The organism is Paraburkholderia sp. GAS32 (genome assembly GCF_050434225.1).
In the GTDB taxonomy this organism is placed as follows: Bacteria; Pseudomonadota; Gammaproteobacteria; order Burkholderiales; family Burkholderiaceae; genus Paraburkholderia; species Paraburkholderia madseniana.
The window spans coordinates 22301-42431 of the sequence record NZ_JBNPVS010000058.1; the positions used below are offsets into that span (position 1 = coordinate 22301).

Consider the following 20131-nt stretch of genomic DNA (forward strand, 5'->3'; position numbering starts at 1 on the left):
CGAAGCTCAGCCATGCCAACTAGCCGACGAATTTGAAGTCAACCACGGCCGAGGCGGCGTCCTGTTTGTCGCGTCGCTGCAGGTCCTCAGCAAGCAGTTTTCGAAACACGCCGAGTTCCCGATCCCCGTACAGTTCGCGAAACTCTCCGAGTACTTCGGCGATGGTCCGCTTGAGCGTGTCCGGGGTAAGCGCACTGCTGATGTATGAGCACCCTCGCGCCAGTTCAAGCACGTAAGATGCGCGAGCCTTCGCCATGGCGCGGCCGTCAGTTTTTGCACGTGACATCTGGTCTCTCTGTTTTTATTAGTCGTAGACACACCGCAGCATTTACGGGCGCTTAAAAATTTCGCCGAGCGGGACTGCAGTCCGCACCTAATTTACGCCGGGGCACTGAACGAAAACTTAAGATTAGGGAAAACCTGATGCACCGTGACCTTGGGACACGTTGTTGGGGGCACTCAGCGCAAAAAAAGGCCGGCGCGAAGCCGGCTTGAAAAGGTCTAGCGTCCGAGTGAGCTAGAACGTGAGAGGAGGTGGCGCATAGATCAGACCTTGCAGCAGTGCTGGACCTGTCTGAGGTCTGGCATGACGCGAGGCGCGCATTATTGCCTGAAATCGCCCGAGCGAGCTTAAGGCAAACTTAAGGGCGCAATCGCAAAGAGCGAGGCGAAGCGAGGATGGGGATCGCTGCACCCGCTGCATGACAGCCGCTGCAGACTAACATGCCGAGCGGCCACCTTTCGACGACATTGAAGCCTTCGGAAAATCTTGGCGGAAGGGCCGTTCTTCATCAGCATCGTTTCGAACAGCACTGTCGGAGCATTCGCGAATGGAGATATCCTGCCGATCAGCTTCTTTTCGCTTCTGCTTTACCGTGGTCCGCTATGACTGGTGCGTGCATACGACCTGCGCATGGATGAATGCGTTGGTGCCGTTGTTGCGACCGGTTTTCCAATGGAACCACGATGCAATGATGCGCGAAGGCGGCGCGGCCCTGGCGCGGCTGCTTGGCATCGAGCATGGATGAAGCCGGCGCGGCAAAGGATTGAATGCTCTGCAACGTTTCCCCTTTACCTCGATGATATCTACTGGCATCAAGGTAGATGATGCGCCTGGGATGGAGCGGAATCGCCCGCAACTTGTCGCCGCTGCCGAGAAAACTGCCGCTGGTAAGCACGCCACAGGCGATCCTGCCGGAACGTACGTTAAGCATGATGTCTTTCAGCTTGCCGATATCATCGCCCTCGGTGCTGAGCACCTTGTTTCCGTCGAGCGTGCTGGTCGCCATCACTTCGGGGCCGGGGCCTTCCGCGGTTTCACGCCCCTTCTCGACAATGCCTGCGCCTGCACGTGGTTCGTCAATTGTGGTCATGATGAACATCCATATTGGATTGGCACATCGGGCCGGTCAAAGTGCAATGGGTCATTGGATCCGTGAGACTTCTTTCGAGACTGCTGCGGAACTATCAGAGTTGTGGTCCGGCAGCCGCTCGATCCGATCGATAACATCCTTGGTCCACGCCGTTTTTTCGCGCTGTCTCAACCGGCTTGTCGCAAGCAGCCAGATAGTCCGCGCCGTCGTGCGCTTTTTGCGTCGCAATCTGACCCAGTTATCCTGAATGTCGATGATCTTGTTCGTGAGCAAGGTATTGCGCCATATGCGCCTCCATAGTGATGAGCTGATATGACTCCCGGTGTCAACACCATGCGGCTCTGGCAGCAATGCTGACCCGCCGTAATTCCTCACGGCAGGCCAGCCTTTGCCTCACGGGAGTCAAACTGACTAGTAGCGAAACGTCTTCTGGCGTGTTCACGAACCTATCGCGCTAGTGATTGCCTGTAGCCTATGCGTTGATACCTCCTTCGCGAGTTGGTATTAGTTCCTGACAGCAACGGCCATTTCAGAAACGGCCGCGTCGGCGGAGGAAACGGTTCGATTGTAAAGACTGCTTTCGGCGATGCAGTTCGTACCTGGGTGCGGATGCTGTCCGGGGATAGGTGCGCCGATCTATAACATTAGGTCATTCCACGCTGTTTTCGAGAATGACTTCGTTCTGAGCGTCGACTCCGACGTCCTTGGTCGCGGCTCCTCGCGGCTCGCTTGCAAATCACAAAGGTGTATCGGGTGTATCGCAGCCGCTGTCCCATCCCCATGTTTCAACTTTTCATCCGCGATTTTTCTCTGCTGGGATGGAGCGAGGCTGTTCGATTCCAACTTTCTCGTCCTTCGCGTGCTCCTGGTCGCTGGAACCATGTGCACTGAGGCTTGTGGCAAGCAGGGCTGATAGCAGTCCTTCTGCGGAAATAGCGCGCATCTCGACCGTCGTCCGAAGCATGCGCCCGGAAACGTCGCGAGGCCGAGTCGCCGCGAGCGCCACTGATGACGACCTCTACTCGCGTACAAGTTCTCTGTGGGGCACGCCACTTGCTCAACCCTTGGACCATTCAAACGAAAATATGGAGGTTCAAATGACCGAGTCGCATCAACCCACCGCCCCGGCAGCCGGGTCCTCGCCCGTCGCGTCCGACCCACCCAGTTCCGCCGGGTCATCTCAACAGGGCAACGGCTCTACAGCGAAGTCCAGCGGCGACGACGGAGACCGAGCAACCGGCGCCCGCACGCTGTCCGACGTGAAGGACAAGATTGCTGGTGCACAGGAGGTGGTCAAGAAGAAGTACCGTGTCGTCTCTGAATCGACCGACGATTACGTTCATGAGGCTCCGTGGAAAGCGGTCACCATGGCACTCATCGGCGGACTTATCATCGGAATGCTCGCTCGCCGCTAACGCGGATTTAGCTCTATAGGAGAAGAAATATGGACCCAGTCTCGCATGGAATTATTTTTTGGCTGATTATCGGTGGCATCGCTGGCGCCCTGGCGGGTCGTATCGTCGACGGCGGCGGCTTCGGCATTGTGGTCGACATCATCGTGGGAATTGTCGGAGCCTTCATAGGAGGTTGGCTTGGCGGGGCGCTGGGTCTGCACCTGGGAAGCGGCATAATCGGCTCACTGATTACGGCGCTGATTGGCGCGGTTATCCTGCTCGCTGTCCTGCGACTTTTCAGCCGAGGTCGGGCGCGGCCACTTTAAAGCATTCAATTCAGCCGAGGCGCGTTACGTTTCAATTTCGAGAATGCCTTTTCGCCGGTCCTCACCTACTGGCTCCGCGCCCGGCTGCGCAGTCAGCGTACGCTGACCTCAATCCGCCAAGGCTTTGCTTCGCCACGGCTTTGCTTCTTTCCTGCGTGGGATGGTCAGCAAGCATCGAATTCGCGACGGAAAGGAGAACTGTTGGTAACCATCGACTGAGACTACGCTCGACGAAAGGATTTCCGACCGAAGTAATGCACCGGGTGGCGAGCTCACCGGCAATTCGCGCGCGTCTGGTCGCTGGAGCCACGCGCCTACGCCACCGCAGTGTGTCGCAGTGACGTAGGGACTAGAGCGACAGACTAGCCGTCCGCGTGGCGCGGCTTACCCGTTGTTTATTCAGTGCTCGCTGGGCCTGATGCTGGGGTCGCTTTCCACCACTTCATGGGTCGCTGACCAATACGGCTGCCGGTTGTAGTAGCTATACGTCAACTCTCCCCACTTCGCATCTGCCATCGTCGGCCAGTGGTCCTTGTCAAAGCCCGGGTCGTCCTTGAGGCGCTGTGCCGTGATGTCGACGACGAAGCACTTCTCGTCCGTATCGAGAGTCAGTGCGCTCCATGGAATGGCATGTAGGTTAGAACCCATTCCGAGGAAACCTCCCTCAGAAAGTACTGCATAGGCGACGCGTCCGTTCCTGACGTCGAGCATGATGTCTGAGATTTTCCCCACGTGTTCGCCATCAGAGGACATGACCTTGTCCCCATCGAGCGTTGCTGCGGCCATGATGTCCGGCCCCGGTCCTTCACCCATACCACCACCGACGATGTCAGCTCCGCGTCGGGTGCCACCTTGCGGATTGATTGAGCCCATGATTCACCTCCTTCGAAAAAGGTACTCCAGTGGTGCGCAAGCGGTGTTCCCGAGCCGTCGGCCGCAGGCCTGCTTCCCTTGCTTTCAAGATAACCCGAGCCCGTCCCTCAAGGCGCGGGTTCAAAGGACTGGCTTGTCCCTCGTACTGCGGCGGCCGCAAAGGTCGGACGGTCCGGTTATAAAAATTGGCGACAAGCTTTAGGGCAGGAGTTTTTACAAGCAGTCCCCGTTTTGGATATCGCGCAGTAAGCGGGATGCTCTCATTCCGCTCGAATATCGCCGAGGCATAGCACCGATTGCGACAACTTTCGCTTACGGAGACTCGGATGCTGAGGTAACGGCAGCAACGCCTGAAGAACGTTGCATTGTTCCCATTCCTGTCCGAGCGGGGAAAGAACGGAGAGGTTTGGTGACGACTAAAGTTTTTCCTGAACCCCACCGCCAGTCACAGCTGCGAATACTGCTAACTACGCCCAAAGTTTTGAGGATATTGGTTGCCACCGGGAAACTGCCGGCGCGGGCACATTCACGCGGGTTTGAGGACTGGACAAACGCTTCGCCAACAGCGAGTCAATGGCGGATTCCAGGGCATCCACGTCGACGGGCTTGGAAAGAAAAACATTCCACAGCGTGGATTTTTCTTTTGGCGGGACGCGACCGGACGCCATGACCACGGGAATCTGGGCAAGTGCGGGATAAAACTTCAACCGTTCGCACAAGGCAATTCCGTCCATACCTGGCATGTTCCAGTCCGTGACTATCAAATCGGGAAGGTACCGCGCTGCCTTGTCGAGGGCTGCCTCCCCGCCTTCCGCGAGGAGTATGCGGTAACCGCGTCCCTCCAGGATAATCTGAAGCCGCCAGAGCGAATCCACTTCATCGTCGACGAGCAGGATAGCAGACATGTAAGTAGTCCGGAGGCAACCTGATTTCCGCAACGAATATGCCTGTCAGCTTTCCAGAGTTGTGTCGCTTCATCGCGCGTTGCCCTGCGTCAAGCTTGCGCAAGGCCAAAGCCCGATAACGGTGTCCAGCGTTTTTCCGTCTCAATCTGCCTGCTGGCGATGTGAACGTCACCGCACTGCTTTCGTTTCTGTCCGATACAGCGCGTCGCTCGCTCCTCCGATATCTGCCGCGAATCTGTCTGCTTGCGCACGGAATTATCTGACAAAGGTCAGACGCGCTCGGCGTGCAAGCAGGCTACGAAAAGTTTCTCTATGAATTCAAAAGGCCGGCCTTTCCGGTCGATACCACAACGTCCGCGGCTTAGCAGTTACGCGGGCGCCGGCTTGAGCCGGTATGCCGACAGTGACGCTGGTCTATCGGGTGGACACCTTCGGACGAGTTATGCACAGATTTGTGAACAGATTTTGTGGGTAACTCGTGCTGTCCGCAACGCAATTGGATAAGTCTTGACTCACATGCATGCGAACCGCTGGCCGTCGAAGCCTCGCATGGGTAGACCGATCTTAAGCGGGACCGGGAGGGATCCGCTCAAACAATTCAGTTCCCCGGGCACGATGCATGCGAAGTCGGAGGCGTCTACGTACGGCTGATCAATGTGACCGATGATACAGGCTTCAAGGAAGCTCTCGGCTTTCTGGTGACCCGCGAGATCGCACACCAGAAATCGTTCGAGAAGGCGTTGCACTCGATCCAGCCAAACTTCCCGCAAGGCAAGTTGCCGGGCGTCCCAGAATTCACCAACGTCTACTACAACATGTCCACCGGAGACGACGCGCCGCGCGGTCCGTGGAATGAAGGACCGGGCTGGGAGTTCGTCGAAATGCCGGAACCGTCAGTCGACGGTGGCGACGGCCTCGCAAATGTTCGGGTGTCTGAAAATGAAGTCGAGATGTCGAGTGCGATGGCATCGCGAACGGCTTTTGCAACTGAAACCAATCCGGTCACCGGTGCCGACCTGGGCGCCGGGAAGGATACAGCCGTATCGAAGTAAAAGCGTTAGCAGCAGAAATCAAGGTCGCCGGCACCTCTACACCGGCGACGGCGGAACCTGTTCGGTCTCAGCGCAGTGCGAGCGGGGGCGAACAGGTCGCCCCAAGATGCCGTATCACGGCGCTGTGCGCGCCTCACCACAACGGAGCCTTTATGTACCCTGATACCATGAACCAGCTTTCCCCGCGTCAACGGGACGCTGTCGTCGAAGCAGCCTTCGACTGCACTACGGAGGTCTTTGCCGGTATTGAGAAAATTGTCGAATTGAATGTCCAGACTGTGAAAACCTCATTGTCCGAGCAGCAGGCGTTGGCCGACGCGGCACTTTCTGCCCGATCCCTCAGTGAGGTAATTGATCTCCAGTCGCAGCAATTCCCGGCCTCCGTTAAAAAGACCTTCGCGTACTGGCGGCATGTCGAGGACATTGCGGTTCAAACACGAGACGGGTTCTTCGGGGTAATGGAGGAGCACTTCGGAGGTTCGCTTCAGCCGTTCGCGGAGATGTTCGACGTCACATCAGTCGGATTCGCCGCTCTGGAGCGGCTCGGCGGGTCGAGCCTGCTTGTCATGGCGCAACCGGCGACTGGCGACGCCGAGCGGGTTGCAATCGTGGACAGTTCGGGTAAGTTGGTTTCTTCGGACGATGCAAGGGGCGACTTGCACAAGGATTGAATCGGCCGGCGGGCGTGCATCGCTTCATTCCGTCGGCGTAGACGCGTGAGGTTAGAAGCGCGCTACTGCGCGAGCTGTCGAGTTGCACGGCAGTCGAGCAAGAATTGCTAGCCGCCATGCGCTCTGGTACGGCCTGCGGAGCAGTTATGTCGCTGCGCACAGCTTGTTCGCCTGCGACGAGTCGACGGAACGGCCGGTGTGAGTGAGCGGTTGGTGCGCTCACAGTTGGTAGCGGTCCCATGCCAACGAGCCAATAGCGAGAGAAAACCCATGAACTCGAGCTTCGAAAACCGGGAATGCCGGGAAGATCCGACCGCAGGCCAGCACAGGCGCCTCTAGAACTGGGCGCCTGTCCACTCGCTTGTCGTGGACGATTCGTGCCCGTCGGCCGGCGCTCTGAGCGCATACCTGCAAGTCGGCGGCATGAGGGTGCGAACCCGTCTACCACAGGTCGGACGCCCCGAGGGACGCGAAGGCATGGACACCTGATTGCATTGTTCTGGATGTCGCCATGCCCGGCCTATCCGGATCAGGCGTCGCAGCGGCGCTCCGGGGAATCGGGACGACCGGAAAGAGTCCTCTTCTGGCATTTACTGCATTCGGTACCGCCGACTACATCCAGGAAATGAAGGAGGTTGGTTTCGACGCCGTCTGCCGCAAGCCTGCTGAGCTAACCCAGCTCGAAGGCATGGTCCTCAAGCTGCTCGGCCATGAATCGGTCGATGGCTTTCAGTTCGTGCCGTCCACCTCGGAGCTGGTGCCGACCCTATCCCGGCCTAGACCTGGTTGATCGACAGTAACGTGGTGTCAAAAGGAACGCGACGCGCTCAACTGCGGCTCGCCAATTGCGACCTTTTCGTCGTTCACTGTCGCCGAACGCTAGGATACGCCCCGCGATCGGCGGCACGGTGGCGCCTAATGCCAGAACAGCGCGATTAGAATGATGATGGGAATGGGTACCCCGAGCATATAAAGAAGAATTGAGCGCATGAACACCTCCTTCGGTAAATGAATTGAAGTTTCAATCAGAGCTGGCGCACGCGGCCGCCATGAGTTGCCATCAGACTCGCAGAGAATGCGCCCATCAGCAGCGAGATGAATAACCACAACGATGCGCCGATTGTGACTTTGCGTGCTTTGTCGGCGGCATCCTTAGCGGCAGCATCGAGGGCAGCGATTTTCTGCAGCAGGCGTGTGTAGGTGGTCACCACACGAGCTTTTGCAGCTTCTGGTGTAAGGCCAGTATGCTGCGCAACAAGCTGGCCTAAATAGGCAGTGTCTTCCGGCGACAGTTGATCGCCCATTGCCGCGCTGTTAAGGAAGATTCGTGCCGTTTCCGCACGCGGCATCTCGTTGCCGCCGGCTACGGTCGCGGGGGCCGCGAGTGACGAACCGGCGGGCATCCGGAACAGCGAATCGACAAAGTAGCCGAGCGGCCACGTATTCGTCGCGGCCTCTGCATTGCCGCGTTGCATCGTCCCCATCGTAATGGAGCCGCCTGCCGCGGCGGTTGTCGCGGCGGTCTGCGCGCCGGCCCGCACGGTGCCCGACACGGCCGATGTCAGTATGGCGGCGGTAACGAGCGTCGCCACGGCCCAGCTCAGGAAACCATGCGCCGTGTCCCGGAAGTGGACTTCATCGGCGTCGACGGCCAGCCAGCGGCTGCGTAACCGTCCCGCCAGATAGCCACCTAATCCTGACGTGAGAATCGAGGTGACGCATACCCATACTACAGCGGCGACACCGAACGCTTTCGCATTCGAGGCGCCCGATGACCACGGGGAAATCGACGTTAGGCCGAGGCCGGTGCCTAACGTCAGCAGGATGAGCGCGAACGCGGCCGCACCGACGCCGCCGGCGAACACGGCTCCCCATGAGAGCGCGGCCTCGTGTTGACGGACTAGCAGCGCAGGATCATTCGTGGCCAGCGTATAGTCTGCTGGATCTCTTGTGTTGTTCATTGACAGCCTCCATGAACTTGTTGATACCGCCATTGTCGATATGCCGACCCGTTCGGCATCACTGCGACGCCGTGCTGTAGCAAATCGCCTGCGTATGTCGCATTTTTTGTGCCGCTTGTGCCCGGCAGCCGTCTGTGATGCGCGTTTTGGTGTGGACGTGACTGACGCCAGATCAGGGTGTCGTCTCGTCCGTATTTCCACGTTCCGTTTCCCGACTCTGCGTACTGGCCCGTCAGGTGGTAGGCATGGGGTTTGCTCGACATAGCGTTCTACCGCAGCATTCACCCGTAGCAGCCAACCGCATGACCGAGGAGATCAGTATGGAAGCGACGAAACAGGACAAGACCAAGACCGGATCCGGCTCGCACGATGCACTGGCCTTTCTTGAAGCGGAGCATCGTTCAGTTGAAAAACTGTTCGAGGCGTTCGGGAAGGTCGGCGACGACGACCTTGACGCGAGGTCGGCGCTTGTGCAGCGCGCCTGCGAAGAGCTATCCATCCACGCGATACTCGAAGAGGAGCTGCTTTATCCGGCCGCACAGGAGGCGTTGGCCGACAGCGACAAGATCGACGTCGACGAAGCGTATATCGAGCACTTCCTCGTCAAGACGCTGATCGCGAAGTTTGAAACGCTGAAACCTTGCGACAAGGGCTTCGACGCGACCTTCAAGGTGATGAGCGAGATGGTGGGCCATCATGTCGAGGAAGAAGAGGAGGAGCTCTTCCCGGAACTGCGCAAGTCGAAATGCAATCTCCGCGCACTCGGCGAAAAGCTGGCAAAACGCAAGGCGGAGTTGCAAAGCAAGCTCGATGCAGTGGGCAGCGGATCGGTAGGCGACAAGACTGAGATGCTCTGAGTCCTGCAGCGCAATAGCAGATCGCGCACGCCAACCGGAGATAAAAAGTTCATGACGCTGAAGCAGCGGCTTCGCGGCGTGCGCAAGACGAAGCGTGACATGTTCGGCATCGCCCGATTGCGTGCCGGCCAGGAGGACATCATTCGCAGCGTGCTGGAGCGGCGTGACACACTTGCGACGGTGCCGACCGGCGCCGGCAAATCCCTCTGTTATGAATTACCGGCATTACATCTCGACGGTACGACGCTCGTCGTGTCGCCACTCATCGCCTTGATGAAGGATCAGGCGGACAAACTGCTGGCGGCGGACATCGAGTGTACGTTGGTCAACAGCACGTTGCGCAGCCGCGATGAACGGGAGGCGTTGCAGCGCATTCTGGACGGGAAGAGCGGCATCATCTTCGTCACGCTGGAGCGGCCCCGCATTCATGAAGGTATTGCGGGCGGGTGCAGGACATAACATGGGTCTGGTAGTGGTCGACGAAGCGCATTGCGTGTCGCAATGGGGCCACGACTTCCGGCCGGCGTTTCTTGAGATTGCCTGCGCCGTCAAGGCGCTCGGCCAACCGCCGGTGCTTGCGCTGACTGCGACCGCGACTCCGCCTGCGCTGGACGACATCACGCGTTTGTTGCGGATGCGCGATCCGCGCGTGGTCCGCACGGGTACGTGGCGGGATAACCTGCGTTATCGTGTCGTGCAGCTCAGCGTAGGGGGCGGCCAAGACGGCGTTACGCGCGCCACACAGGCCAAGCGCGAGCAGCTGCGCGGAGTGATCGCGTCGAACGCTGGAGCCGGCATCATCTACACAGCGACGATACGCGACGCAGAGGAGATTTACGGCTGGCTCGCAGAAGCTGGCGACGCCGCGCAGGAGGCATTCATGTCGGGCACGACCCGGGTGATGGTCGCGACCAACGCGTTTGGCTTGGGTATCGACAAAGCCGACATCCGCTTTGTCATCCACTACCAGATGCCTGGCAGCGTCGACGCCTACTATCAGGAAACTGGCCGAGCGGGCCGCGACGGGCAACCCGCCGATTGCGTGCTGCTGTTCGGTCTGAACGACCGGCGTGTTCAGCAGTTCTTTCTCGCCGGCAGGTATCCGAGCGTCGAACTGGCGCAGCGTGTCTACGACATGCTCGCGGCACGCTGCAAAGATGCGCCGGAAGGTGTCACGGTCGCGGAGCTCAAGGACGCGTTGCCGGAGGTGGGCGGCGGCAAGCTGGAGGTGGCGATCGGCATGCTGCTCAATGGCCGTATCGCGGGCGGCGACCGGCAGCGACGCTATCGTCTGCGGGCACGCGATGGCGGGCAGGGTAGCACGCGTGATGCGATGGCGAAAGCCGCCGCACGATTCGAAGCGATGAGCGACCATGATAAGGAAACGCTGCAACACATGATCGATTACGCGCCGACTGGCCAGTGCCGTTGGCGCGCTATCCTCCCGTACTACGGCGATACACCGGCGATGCAGCACTGTGGCGTATGTGACAACTGCATGAGTCCTCCGCAGATTGCACCGGCGGAGCAGTCGATCGCCGTGGGCGACACAGCGTTCAACGCGAACGCATCGACCCGATCGCCGAAGTCACACTCGTGGTCGCCCGGCGACGTGGTCTGCGTGCCGAGGTTTGGGGCGGGAGAAGTCGCGTTGGCGAGCGGCGAGCAGGTAGCGATCGTATTTCCGGACGGCAGAACACGGACCTTTATGTCGAATTTTCTGAAGGCGGTCCGCCGTGCGATCTAGTTCGCGTGTGTGGCGATTGACGTACGGACAAAGACGAGCGTCAACGTCGTGCTCCTGTAATCGACTCGCTTTCCTGCACGCTCTCTCTTAACCCGGTGAGCATTGAATGAAAATTTACGTGGCTACGAACAACATCAAAGGGGCTAAACGGCACATCGGCATCGCGAAGACGATGAAAGCGATGAGACTTGCCGGGCAGCGGGAGCGTCCCGAACGACGAAGGCAGGAGCGTGCCCGATGCGCGGGGTGCATATGTTCGTCGGTATTTGCTGAACCACCGGGCAAACGATCCTCTGGGAGTCTTGCCCTCCAAGGGCAAGCCGGCGGGCATATTCGTTGCGCATAAAGGTTCTCACCTGATATTTTCAGAGTACATCATGATCATCTCCAGGGCACTTTACGGCGACCGGTTCGTAGTCTTCCGCGGAGGGCCGGCACGTCGTTCTGGCAGCCGCCGACGCGTAGCGGCGGCGGCCAGTTTCAAATGGCGCGAGCCCTGCACCTTAATGTACCGGCGATAAACAATTGCGTCCTGCCTCCGTAACCAAAACGCACGGCGATTTCAAAAGACATGCCGCAGCAGTCCCGGTCGTAACCCCCTGTCATGACCGCAAGAGAGCGCGTCCCAGGCGAATTTGCGGCGCGACGAGTTCTGCAACGGGCTAACGGCTAGCCGGGCCGCGGTTGAGTCGGGGTGGGGGAACGTTTGGCGAGTCTGAACTGACCTGACCGCGCCGTCCCAGGATGCAAGTCAGACAGATCTGAGAATCACTTTCCGGACAGTTCCGCCTAGAAACGCGGTGATCCCCGAACGGCTGGCAATTCCGATTGTGCGCCGAGGTCCGAGGACGATTGCGCCGACGCACAGTGCAACCAGCAGCGTGACGCGCGGTGCGTCCGCAAGCGAAGCGATCACGTCAACTGCGGGAGACCGCGTCCGCCCGTGCACGGCCGGGACTGATGGTGGCGTGCAATTTGCCGCAAGCAATGCTGCGCGTGATGCCGCCATGCGCAGCAGTATGGCAGTCTCGGCTTCCCGATCGGTAGATGCGCGGCTCATTTGAGCGCTTCCTTCAACGTGTCGAGGTCGCTCCGGATCTCCCTTTGCAGAACATGAAGCGAGCGGCCGGGTTTCTGAGCGAGAACGAGGAGCAGGGAGATAAATGACACGATCAGCCACATCGCGGCGACGCCCCATACCACGGGAAGAAAATAGGGCGTCCTCCAAGCCGTCGCGATGATCGCAATGCACACAAACGAAAGAGTGAAAAGGCCAGCGACGGCCAGGGCAACGAGTGCGCTTAACTCGCGGACCAGACATTTCCTGGTCTCTTCAAGTTCGACACCGAGTAGCTCACCATAATCAGTGGCCCGTTCGACGCAGAATCTGCCGACGTTTCGCCACCTGGTGACTTTCGAACGGATGGACATTGCGGCACTCCTCGGGGCTGGCTGGTTGCGGAAACGCCGTGGCGGCGCGCCAGGGGCTTGTCGTCTGCACCTCTTCGGTCTCGTTGAGGGCAAGACGCGAATAGCCTTACTCCCGATCTCTCCAGTCGCTCCGAACGTTATCGGGCCTCGTGCGATTCGCTGCGTGTAGCGCTCCGAGGATAAAGCCCACGCCGGCGGCAATCGCCAGGGCTGCGAGCGGCCGCTCCACAGTAGACTCGCGTACGACATCCGCAAAATCGGCATAGAGTTGCTGCGCTTTGCCACCCAGTTCCTTCGCTGTTCCGCTAAACTGCGCACCGGCATTGTCCAGCAGGTTCCCGGCGGCTTGCTGTACGTCGCCAGCAACTTCCCGTAGCGTTCCTTCTCCTTTCGTCGTTTCCATTGTCTGCTCCTCGAGTGAGTGCGGCCGGGCCGCACGGGTAAATTACGCCAGTGTGTGAAAATCGCGAACCGCGCCTCTCTGCAAGGCAAAGAATAGGCATCGGGATAGCGTACCAACTGGTGCGCAAGAGTTGGGCCCAGCTCGACAATTCGTTGACACGCGAATACGAACGGCGGGCGCTCTCCGTATCCAGCTGCCGGTGTCATTTCGTTAGTCTGACGCAAGGTGCTGATCCAGTCGTCCAGCTGGACTAGCATGAAAGCAATGCCACGAAGCGCGCATGGCCGGTCCGGCGCGATAACGCGCGGTGGACCCGACAAGCCGAGCGGACGGAAGAAACCCGCTGACTCCTTGGTGTTTTTCAGGAACGCCTCGTCGCCTCTGCGACGTGGCTGTTGGAGTGCGCTTGGGCAGACGGGAAAGAACGCTTCAGTGGCGCCCGCACCGATCGTGCGTTCAGGGGCTGAGCATGAAGCACAACATGGCGAGCGCGGCTGCGCCCATCGCAATCGTTGCAGCCCATCCCGTGACGCGCAGGCGCGTAGGAATGGTGAAGCTACCCATGATTTTTGGATTCACTGCCATGAACATGATCAGTCCCATGATCGGGACGGAAACCACTCCGTTGATGACGGCGCTCCAGTAAAGCGCCTTGATGGGATCGATTTTTGTAAAGCCGATCCCGAGACCGATCAGAGTCGACAGGGCGATGATGCCGTAGAAACGTTTCGCCAGTTGCGGTTTCAGCGCGAGGCTGTTGCGCCAGTTGAACGCGCCCGCCATCGCGTAGGCTGCAGATCCTGCAAGCACTGGCAGCGCGAGCAGGCCTGTGCCGACGATTCCCAGACTGAACAGAGTGAAAGCGAACCGACCTGCAATGGGCTTCAGCGCGACAGCGGCCTGCGAAGACGTCTGTATGTCAGTCACGCCGTGCGCATTCAGGGTTGCCGCAGTCGTCAGGATAATGAAAAAAGCAACCACGTTTGAAAATCCCATCCCGATCCAGGTGTCGATCCGGATGCGACGCAGGTTGGCCCGACCCTGGCCAGGCGCATTCTTGAGTGCACGCTGGCCCGATTCGGCGCGCATCTCTTCTACCTCCTGCGAAGCCTGCCAGAAGAACAGGTACGGACTGATGGTTGTACCCAATACAGCAACGACCGTCGTGAGGTAATCGCTTTTCCAGGACAGGTGCGGAATAAAGGTACGAACCAGCACCGTTTGCCACGGGATCTGGACGACAAACACCGTGGCCACGTAAGCGAACAGCGCGAGTGTCAACCACTTCAGTACGCGAACATAACTGCGATAGGGAACGAAGAGCTGCAGCAGTACGGAAATGAATGCAAGCGCGACGGTGTAAATGCGCATTGGACCGCCGATTACCAGGTTGACCGCCGCGCCCATTGCCGTGAGGTCGGCCGCGATGTTGATTGTGTTGGAAACCAGGAGGAGGACTACGGAGCCGTAGAGCAGCCACGCGGGGTAGTGGCGCCTGATGTTTGTCGCCAGCCCGTGACCGCTCACGCGCCCCAATCGTGCACTGACTATCTGGATGGCGACCATCAGCGGATAGGTGATGATGATGGTCCACAACATGTTGAAGCCGAACTGCGCACCCGCCTGCGAATAGGTCGCGATACCGCTCGGATCGTCGTCCGCGGCGCCGGTAACCAGGCCCGGACCGAGCTTTTCCAGCCACGACTGAACCTCGGGATCCGGCTTGTCGGACGGGTCGATGTCGATGTCCATTTCGGCGCCTTTGGGAAAAGTGCGTGGCATGTACTACGAGCGGGGAAAGTCTGCCCCCTGAACCTTTCATGAAGCGACTGCATGTCACGCTGGGCGCGTCGAAGCCTCCCACGGGGTGTCCGGTCCCGCCGGTCAGCAACCGACGCCAGGCGTTGCCTCTGACGCTTCCGACTCGCTTTTTTTTCGCAGCACTTCGCCGGTCTCCCGCAACTCACTGCGTCCGACCACATCATCCGGGCCCGGACTCCGGTCGCACGCCGGGCACCCGGGTTTCATTTCCGCAAACAGTCGGCCTTCTCCGTCGTACGTCCCGGTATGGGTCAACCCGCGCAGCCACGCCTTATGCCAACCGTTTGAAAAAACGCCTGCGTCTATTGTTTCGATGAGGGCTCCGCGATGTCCGCATGGGCATTCGAGGTAAGTGAAGATCCGCGTTTTCATGAAGGCCTCCCGCCGGTTTCCATCAAGCGCAGCATGAATCGGGCCACCAAATAATTCACGAATCCGCGGTGCGCGAGCATCTTTGCGCTATCCAGCTCTGCGCTCCGCTTGATTTCCCGTAACCGGTACAAAGCGGCGGCCAGTACGGCGAAGGCGCCCTGCGCGTTGGCGGCCAAACAGTCGGCTATTACAGCACGGCTGGCGGTTCGTTCGGTCTGCAAATCGGCGCGCAGTCCAAAGCAATCATTTTCCTGTTCATGACACAGGATGCGCTCGACCGCTTCCGCAACAGCGATGGCTGGGCAGTCGGCGCCGACGCGACGGTCGCCGTGGTGAAAGTCGGGGCGAACGGCAATATCGATACGTCAACCGCGACCGCGCCGGTACAGGCCTTGGTGCTGACCAATGCCGGGCTGATGGCCGGCGTGTCGCCGGAAGGCACCAAGGTCACGCGGCTCAGGATCTGACACGCTGAGTCCTGATGGTCCAGGCGACGCGTATCTGAATTCGGGCAACGCTTTCCGTGAATCTCGGGCGGCGCCCGGCAAACGCATCTGTTTATCGACGACGTGCAGACTGTCAAATGGCACCGCGACCAGGTGGATACCGAGACCGAGGAAACCACCGACGGACAGAATGGCGTACATCCCACTATCTTTGGGATTCACAACCAGATTGTCGATCGTTCCGATCGTGTCCATGCTTTCGTTGTAGACGATTGAGCCGATGATTCTGGAGGCCCATTATCCGGACGCCAGGTGAACGACGTCGACGCGGGTCGTGGTGATCGACTGCACCGTCCCCTGGCCTGCAGGGTGTCGGTGGCAAACGCGGTGGCAAGCATAACCGAGCAGGTGACGATGGCGAACTTCATATCAAACTCGCTACGTGTCAGTCAGTCAACGAAGGAACGAATGGGGCCCGCAGGCGCGATCGTGCCGTTCGCGGTGAAAGCATCGTGCTCACCGCCCGCGCTCCCATCATTCTCATGTTAGCGCCTCGTTGCGGCGACGGGACGATCGTCATGTCTGGGGCGCGCCAATTGTGCCACGCAATGCAATTGCGCACTGCCGATGTACTCACTTCCCGATCCTGCCGGGATGGAGACGATGACGGGGCGCGGCGGCAACGGCGCAGCGAGGCACCGTCGCCAAGAACGAAGGGTAGACACTGTAGCGTGCCGGCATCAACGGATGTGCGAGAAAGAAAGCTCTGGAGCTTATGACGGTGGCGCGTGAGCGCAACTCACGCAAAATCGCGCCCCGTGGTCGACTCGACCGCGACCGCACGACAGCGTATCGCGTTCACCGTGGGTTCCTTGTCCGACCTCCGGCATGGGAATTGCGGCGAATAGAACGCGGGCTCACACCTTCCGGTGCTAACGACCGCTTCGCATTTGGGGAGACTGTCATGCGAGTTGCGACGAGAGGAATGTTGATTTCAGCATTATTTGTCGGTATATCAGGGTCCGTCTACGCACAAGGTGCGGGCGGCGGCGGGGCGGCCGGGGGGCAAGGCGGCACGGGGATGAGCAAACCGAACGCAAGTGGTTCAACCGATACTGTGTCGGGCGCGTCCGGGGCGAATAGCATGGCACCCGCTGGTTCTACTCCGCACAAGAAGATGCACAAGAAGTCCAGCGCAGCCACGCCGGCCTCGGCCGCCAATCCGGGTTCGGGTGGCAGTTGAAAGGTAGGCTTTGACGATGTCTGGCGGTCGCGCGTATTGCGGCTTCAGGCATAGTGAGATGACGCCGACCGCCGGTGTAATGCTTCCGATTGATGAGTAGCTTGTTAGGAGCATCGACCCCGTCGTCCCGACGTTGGCGTTCGCCGCCGCGACCAAACACCGTTTGCTTCGAGGATTCTCCCTCTACTGAAGCACGCTCTGGTTAGGTCATCGGCCCTGTCACCACCCATGCGACTAAGGTCAGGCCAGGCAAAAGGCGACCGGTGAACCGGCCCAACAGGTGACCAGACTCGCGAACTTGTCGAACGCGCGGGGATGCCATCCTTCTGATGTCGGAACTTCGTCGAGGAGTTGCAACTATCGACGTTCGTATGCTCGACACGGGCGGATTTGAGGTCGCACGCGCTGTTCAGCAAAGCATCGCCGAGCTGAAGCATTACCAGCCGTTAGCCGTGGCCTTAGGGTAGCATCACCGTGCCGCCTATGATGGGCCGAGGAATTCCCCCGTCCGAAGAGGGAGGAGCTTTGAATACTGCAACCATCAAAAACCTGCGCCCAACCCAACTGACGCACGGTCTGCGCGAAATACGTCAGAAGACCCAGTTTTATCGATCGCTTTCCGGCCATGACCTTGAGATGGCAATAGCGGAAAAGCCTGTTCCTGTTGTATTGGGTCCTGGTGGTTCGCCTTTTGCGATTGATCATCATCACGTCGCGACCGCTTTGTGGCGTGCCGGGATCAAGACGATGCCGGCAGTGCTGGTTGCCGACTTGTCGTCGCTGTCCTACCGGGAGTTCTGGCTGTCAATGGAAAACCAGCGCTGGACCTACCCGTACGACGCCAGAGGTCAGCGCAGAAACTTCGCGGATATGCCGGACCACGTCTGGGCGTTAGCCGACGACGAATATCGCAGCCTCGCGGCGTCGGTTCGGGACGCTGGCGGCTACGAAAAGACGACGGTGCCCCTCGAAGAGTTCCGGTGGGCGGACCTGTTTCGCACCTATCTTCCGTATCCCGGAACTGACGAAGAATTTGCTTCCGTAGAACGACAGGCGTTGAAGTTGGCAAAGAGTTCAGTCGCGGAGGGGTTGCCGGGCTACATCGGCGAGACCCGTTCCTGAGACAACTGCAAGCTACGAAGTGTCACTCCAGGACGGGGTAATTTCCTGCTGCGCCCATTGGGCTCGGGCATGCCCATCATCCGCCGGAATGTGTCGGTCAGGAGGAGACAGATATGCAAATACTCACTGCGCTTTTCGGAGAGGGAAACGATCTTTCTTCATTACAGATGGCGATGCGCGCGGCGGCTACGTTTTTTGCCGCTCTGGCCTTCATTCGGATATCGGGGCGACGTTCCTTCGGACAGCGCTCGCCTTTCGATTATGTTGTTGCCATTCTGCTCGGTGCGACACTGAGCCGAGCTATTGTTGGTGCGTCGCCCGCTGTCCCGACCCTTGTCGCGTCGCTTGTTATCGTTCTGACCCATCGCGCACTCGCCTGGGCGTGTATTCGCTCTCGGGCGCTGGAATCGTTAGTGGTAGGGGTTGAGCGAGAGGTCTACGGTGACGGCAGATTTAACGAACGTGAGATGCTGGCAGCGTTGATAACCCGAACCGATGTCCTTGAGACAGTTCGCCAGGAACTCGGCTCCGATGCCCTCGACCGGGTGAAAAGTGCGATTCTCGAGCGCAACGGCGAGATAAGTATTATCCGAAAGACGGACCCTTCGCGACCGTAAGCGCTCGGCGCTGAGGATTCGCGCTGCCTGCAGTCTGCGGAGCTGAAACTTTCGAAACACACGTCTGCCTGCGAGTGGATCGTCCGACTGTGTGATCGCGTATTCTTGTTCGTTGCGCCGCGGGTTCGCTTACTCCTCGGCGTATTCAACCGTCAGCCACGCGCGATGGGTGTGCGGCAGGCGGCGTTCGAGCACACCTGGCAAAATTGAAGCACGTTTAGGCCGAGCGCGGTATTGGCCCCCCCGCCAGCGCGATCTGACCACCACCAGCGCATAGTCCGATCACGGTGACGAACCACAGTGTCGCGGCGGTCGTCACACCCATAATGAGACCGTCCTTGCGCAGATTTGCACCCGCACCGGTGAAACCGACGCCGGTCAGGATGCGAAGAGCAGGCGCATTAAATCTAGCACTGCGAACGAATTATCCGGATTGCCGGTCTGCGGCGGCAAAGCGTTCACCTGAACCATTGCGATACGCGCGGCAAGGCAAACCAGCAGGGTCGTGCGCAAACCTGCAGCCTTGCACGATTCGCCGCGATTCAGGCCGATCGCGGTGCCAGGCGACGAGCGCCACAGCGAACCGGATCGCGAAGTCTTGCCAGCCGGGGACGAGCGGCATCGGTTGCATGGTAGTGGGGCTCTCTACTGGTCGGTCGATTGACGCCTCGCATACTGGTGGTTGCCGATCGGCTGCCGCGAGCCGGACAAGTCAGACAGAGGACACGCAAGGCACATGCCAAACCGATTCGTCAGTGTTTTCGGACTTCGGGAATAGGGATTGCTCTGCCAGATCATGGCCTCCTCGAGTCGTTCACGCTTGCACTTGAAGCAACCCGGTGCACGGCGCGTGCCGGTGGCATAGTCCGCGGCGTCGAGCAGGAAGAGCGGCTCAAGAACATGAACGACGAATCAGCAATGGCGCGACATAAGGCGGATGTTTCCGACGGCGACTTCGAGATTTACGCGAGCTACCATGGCACTGGCGACGGTCGATATATGGGCAGCCTCAGGGTGATCAGGAAGTCTGACCGGAAGATTCTGTTCCCGTTCGACGGCGCGCCGCAGATCGGACCTTTCGCGACGCCGGCGGAAGCGCGTGAGGCGGCAGTGGAGTATGGCCGCAAGATCGTTGCGGCAGACCGGGCTGTGCCCGAAGAGTAACGCCTCTGATAGTACGCGGCGTACGTGGCGGCTCTGGCATGTAAGCGCACGATTCGAGGACGTCGTGCCCGAGGTCGAGCCGGTATTCAACCTGGTCGGCGGCGAAACGCAGACGCGCTCGTGGAACGGGGTTGCGAAAGGCGGCGCGCTGATTTCGATGCTCGCCGAACCGTCGCAAACCGAAGCGTCCCGCCGTGGCGCGCGCCGCGAACGCTTCACGGCGCGACCCGATGGCGGCCAACCAATCGCAATCTCCGCGTTGATCGACAAGGGCCATATACGCGGACACAACCGCCTTCGCTTCCCGATCAATTCCGCAAAGCGGTGATACGGCACGGATGGAATATCCTGCC

19 protein-coding genes and 4 pseudogenes are annotated in these 20131 nt (G+C 59.5%); 12 read left to right on the forward strand and 11 right to left on the reverse strand.

Annotated features, from left to right (window positions below; genetic code table 11):
* Positions 1-19: 19 nt before the first annotated feature.
* The 3 genes from P3T25_RS41755 to P3T25_RS41765 all read right to left on the reverse strand — a co-directional run bounded on the left by P3T25_RS41755 (position 20) and on the right by P3T25_RS41765 (position 1646).
* A complete protein-coding gene (locus tag P3T25_RS41755; protein WP_171927246.1) occupies positions 20-286 on the reverse strand; it encodes a hypothetical protein in 267 nt (88 codons plus the stop codon).
* Between the two features lie 562 nt (positions 287-848).
* Positions 849-1373 carry a PRC-barrel domain-containing protein gene (locus P3T25_RS41760; protein ID WP_429363080.1) on the reverse strand — a complete coding sequence of 175 codons (525 nt, stop codon included), beginning with the start codon at positions 1371-1373 and terminating at the stop codon, positions 849-851.
* A gap of 51 nt (positions 1374-1424) precedes the next feature.
* Positions 1425-1646, reverse strand: coding sequence for a hypothetical protein (locus P3T25_RS41765; protein WP_154567516.1), 222 nt, complete (start codon positions 1644-1646; stop codon positions 1425-1427).
* Positions 1647-2470: 824 nt separating this feature from the next.
* Between P3T25_RS41765 and P3T25_RS41770 the strand changes: the two genes are divergently transcribed.
* The gene (locus P3T25_RS41770) at positions 2471-2788 is read left to right on the forward strand and encodes a DUF883 family protein (protein WP_154567515.1); all 318 of its coding nucleotides are present in this window, start codon (positions 2471-2473) and stop codon (positions 2786-2788) included.
* A 29-nt stretch (positions 2789-2817) separates the two neighbouring features.
* Complete coding sequence (locus P3T25_RS41775; protein ID WP_154567498.1) at positions 2818-3093, forward strand: GlsB/YeaQ/YmgE family stress response membrane protein; 276 nt, start codon at positions 2818-2820, stop codon at positions 3091-3093.
* A 399-nt stretch (positions 3094-3492) separates the two neighbouring features.
* Here the strand turns inward: P3T25_RS41775 and P3T25_RS41780 are convergent, their stop codons facing one another.
* Positions 3493-3966, reverse strand: coding sequence for a PRC-barrel domain-containing protein (locus tag P3T25_RS41780; protein WP_429363083.1), 474 nt, complete (start codon positions 3964-3966; stop codon positions 3493-3495).
* 467 nt (positions 3967-4433) lie between these two features.
* Complete coding sequence (locus tag P3T25_RS41785) at positions 4434-4871, reverse strand: response regulator (RefSeq protein WP_429363085.1); 438 nt, start codon at positions 4869-4871, stop codon at positions 4434-4436.
* Positions 4872-5506: 635 nt separating this feature from the next.
* Here P3T25_RS41785 and P3T25_RS41790 point away from each other — a divergent pair.
* The 3 genes and pseudogenes from P3T25_RS41790 to P3T25_RS41800 form a co-directional block, all read left to right on the forward strand.
* Positions 5507-5923: pseudogene (locus P3T25_RS41790) on the forward strand (manganese catalase family protein); the annotation flags it as partial.
* Between the two features lie 152 nt (positions 5924-6075).
* Positions 6076-6594 carry a phasin family protein gene (locus P3T25_RS41795; RefSeq protein ID WP_429363087.1) on the forward strand — a complete coding sequence of 173 codons (519 nt, stop codon included), beginning with the start codon at positions 6076-6078 and terminating at the stop codon, positions 6592-6594.
* A gap of 511 nt (positions 6595-7105) precedes the next feature.
* Positions 7106-7384, forward strand: coding sequence for a hypothetical protein (locus P3T25_RS41800; RefSeq protein WP_233465452.1), 279 nt, complete (start codon positions 7106-7108; stop codon positions 7382-7384).
* 235 nt (positions 7385-7619) lie between these two features.
* Here P3T25_RS41800 and P3T25_RS41805 read toward each other — a convergent pair whose 3' ends face one another.
* Positions 7620-8555 (reverse strand): hypothetical protein, encoded by a 936-nt coding sequence (locus tag P3T25_RS41805; RefSeq protein WP_233465451.1) that lies wholly within the window; start codon positions 8553-8555, stop codon positions 7620-7622.
* 320 nt (positions 8556-8875) lie between these two features.
* Here P3T25_RS41805 and P3T25_RS41810 point away from each other — a divergent pair, with 320 nt between their 5' ends.
* Both P3T25_RS41810 and P3T25_RS41815 read left to right on the forward strand, forming a co-directional pair.
* Positions 8876-9412, forward strand: a complete 537-nt coding sequence (locus P3T25_RS41810; protein WP_154567765.1) for a hemerythrin domain-containing protein — start codon at positions 8876-8878, stop codon at positions 9410-9412.
* Between the two features lie 51 nt (positions 9413-9463).
* Positions 9464-11159 (forward strand): annotated as a pseudogene (locus P3T25_RS41815) (RecQ family ATP-dependent DNA helicase).
* A gap of 1056 nt (positions 11160-12215) precedes the next feature.
* On the opposite strand, the gene P3T25_RS41820 reads toward P3T25_RS41815, so the two are convergent.
* The 3 genes from P3T25_RS41820 to P3T25_RS41830 all read right to left on the reverse strand — a co-directional run bounded on the left by P3T25_RS41820 (position 12216) and on the right by P3T25_RS41830 (position 14745).
* On the reverse strand, positions 12216-12590 hold the full coding sequence (locus P3T25_RS41820; protein WP_171927251.1) for a phage holin family protein: 375 nt from the start codon (positions 12588-12590) through the stop codon (positions 12216-12218).
* A 106-nt stretch (positions 12591-12696) separates the two neighbouring features.
* Entirely contained in the window at positions 12697-12993 is a 297-nt protein-coding gene (locus tag P3T25_RS41825) for a CsbD family protein (protein ID WP_154567733.1), read from the reverse strand.
* 456 nt (positions 12994-13449) lie between these two features.
* Positions 13450-14745: an NRAMP family divalent metal transporter gene (locus tag P3T25_RS41830; RefSeq protein ID WP_429342985.1), complete on the reverse strand. Its 1296-nt coding sequence runs from the start codon at positions 14743-14745 to the stop codon at positions 13450-13452.
* Positions 14746-15320: 575 nt separating this feature from the next.
* Between P3T25_RS41830 and P3T25_RS41835 the strand changes: the two are divergent.
* Positions 15321-15653, forward strand: a pseudogene (locus P3T25_RS41835) (BPSL1445 family SYLF domain-containing lipoprotein); the annotation flags it as partial.
* On the opposite strand, the gene P3T25_RS41840 reads toward P3T25_RS41835, so the two are convergent.
* Positions 15552-15887, reverse strand: a complete 336-nt coding sequence (locus tag P3T25_RS41840; protein WP_429363090.1) for a PRC-barrel domain-containing protein — start codon at positions 15885-15887, stop codon at positions 15552-15554. The pseudogene P3T25_RS41835 and the gene P3T25_RS41840 sit on opposite strands and share 102 nt — an antisense overlap.
* A 1513-nt stretch (positions 15888-17400) precedes the next feature.
* On the opposite strand from P3T25_RS41840, the gene P3T25_RS41845 reads away from it, so the two are divergent.
* Complete coding sequence (locus tag P3T25_RS41845; protein ID WP_097389057.1) at positions 17401-17997, forward strand: ParB-like protein; 597 nt, start codon at positions 17401-17403, stop codon at positions 17995-17997.
* A gap of 113 nt (positions 17998-18110) precedes the next feature.
* Entirely contained in the window at positions 18111-18614 is a 504-nt protein-coding gene (locus tag P3T25_RS41850; RefSeq protein WP_429363093.1) for a DUF421 domain-containing protein, read from the forward strand.
* Between the two features lie 247 nt (positions 18615-18861).
* Here P3T25_RS41850 and P3T25_RS41855 read toward each other — a convergent pair.
* Positions 18862-19245 (reverse strand): annotated as a pseudogene (locus tag P3T25_RS41855) (MgtC/SapB family protein); the annotation flags it as partial.
* Positions 19246-19532: 287 nt separating this feature from the next.
* Between P3T25_RS41855 and P3T25_RS41860 the strand changes: the two are divergent.
* Both P3T25_RS41860 and P3T25_RS41865 read left to right on the forward strand, forming a co-directional pair.
* Positions 19533-19778, forward strand: a complete 246-nt coding sequence (locus tag P3T25_RS41860) for a DUF6723 family protein (RefSeq protein WP_266261077.1) — start codon at positions 19533-19535, stop codon at positions 19776-19778.
* Between the two features lie 64 nt (positions 19779-19842).
* Positions 19843-20106 (forward strand): hypothetical protein, encoded by a 264-nt coding sequence (locus tag P3T25_RS41865; RefSeq protein ID WP_171927254.1) that lies wholly within the window; start codon positions 19843-19845, stop codon positions 20104-20106.
* The last annotated feature ends 25 nt before the right edge of the window (positions 20107-20131 follow it).

Bases quoted from the DNA above. Each gene is read 5' to 3' on its own strand.
- P3T25_RS41840 (WP_429363090.1), bottom strand. From the start codon at position 15,887: ATGGACACGATCGGAACGATCGACAATCTGGTTGTGAATCCCAAAGAT.
- P3T25_RS41800 (WP_233465452.1), top strand. From the start codon at position 7,106: ATGCCCGGCCTATCCGGATCAGGCGTCGCAGCGGCGCTCCGGGGAATC.
- P3T25_RS41760 (WP_429363080.1), bottom strand. From the start codon at position 1,373: ATGACCACAATTGACGAACCACGTGCAGGCGCAGGCATTGTCGAGAAG.
- P3T25_RS41860 (WP_266261077.1), top strand. From the start codon at position 19,533: ATGGCGCGACATAAGGCGGATGTTTCCGACGGCGACTTCGAGATTTAC.
- P3T25_RS41795 (WP_429363087.1), top strand. From the start codon at position 6,076: ATGTACCCTGATACCATGAACCAGCTTTCCCCGCGTCAACGGGACGCT.
- P3T25_RS41825 (WP_154567733.1), bottom strand. From the start codon at position 12,993: ATGGAAACGACGAAAGGAGAAGGAACGCTACGGGAAGTTGCTGGCGAC.
- P3T25_RS41770 (WP_154567515.1), top strand. From the start codon at position 2,471: ATGACCGAGTCGCATCAACCCACCGCCCCGGCAGCCGGGTCCTCGCCC.
- P3T25_RS41755 (WP_171927246.1), bottom strand. From the start codon at position 286: ATGTCACGTGCAAAAACTGACGGCCGCGCCATGGCGAAGGCTCGCGCA.
- P3T25_RS41850 (WP_429363093.1), top strand. From the start codon at position 18,111: ATGCAAATACTCACTGCGCTTTTCGGAGAGGGAAACGATCTTTCTTCA.
- P3T25_RS41810 (WP_154567765.1), top strand. From the start codon at position 8,876: ATGGAAGCGACGAAACAGGACAAGACCAAGACCGGATCCGGCTCGCAC.
- P3T25_RS41780 (WP_429363083.1), bottom strand. From the start codon at position 3,966: ATGGGCTCAATCAATCCGCAAGGTGGCACCCGACGCGGAGCTGACATC.
- P3T25_RS41830 (WP_429342985.1), bottom strand. From the start codon at position 14,745: ATGGACATCGACATCGACCCGTCCGACAAGCCGGATCCCGAGGTTCAG.
- P3T25_RS41820 (WP_171927251.1), bottom strand. From the start codon at position 12,590: ATGTCCATCCGTTCGAAAGTCACCAGGTGGCGAAACGTCGGCAGATTC.
- P3T25_RS41805 (WP_233465451.1), bottom strand. From the start codon at position 8,555: ATGAACAACACAAGAGATCCAGCAGACTATACGCTGGCCACGAATGAT.
- P3T25_RS41775 (WP_154567498.1), top strand. From the start codon at position 2,818: ATGGACCCAGTCTCGCATGGAATTATTTTTTGGCTGATTATCGGTGGC.
- P3T25_RS41785 (WP_429363085.1), bottom strand. From the start codon at position 4,871: ATGTCTGCTATCCTGCTCGTCGACGATGAAGTGGATTCGCTCTGGCGG.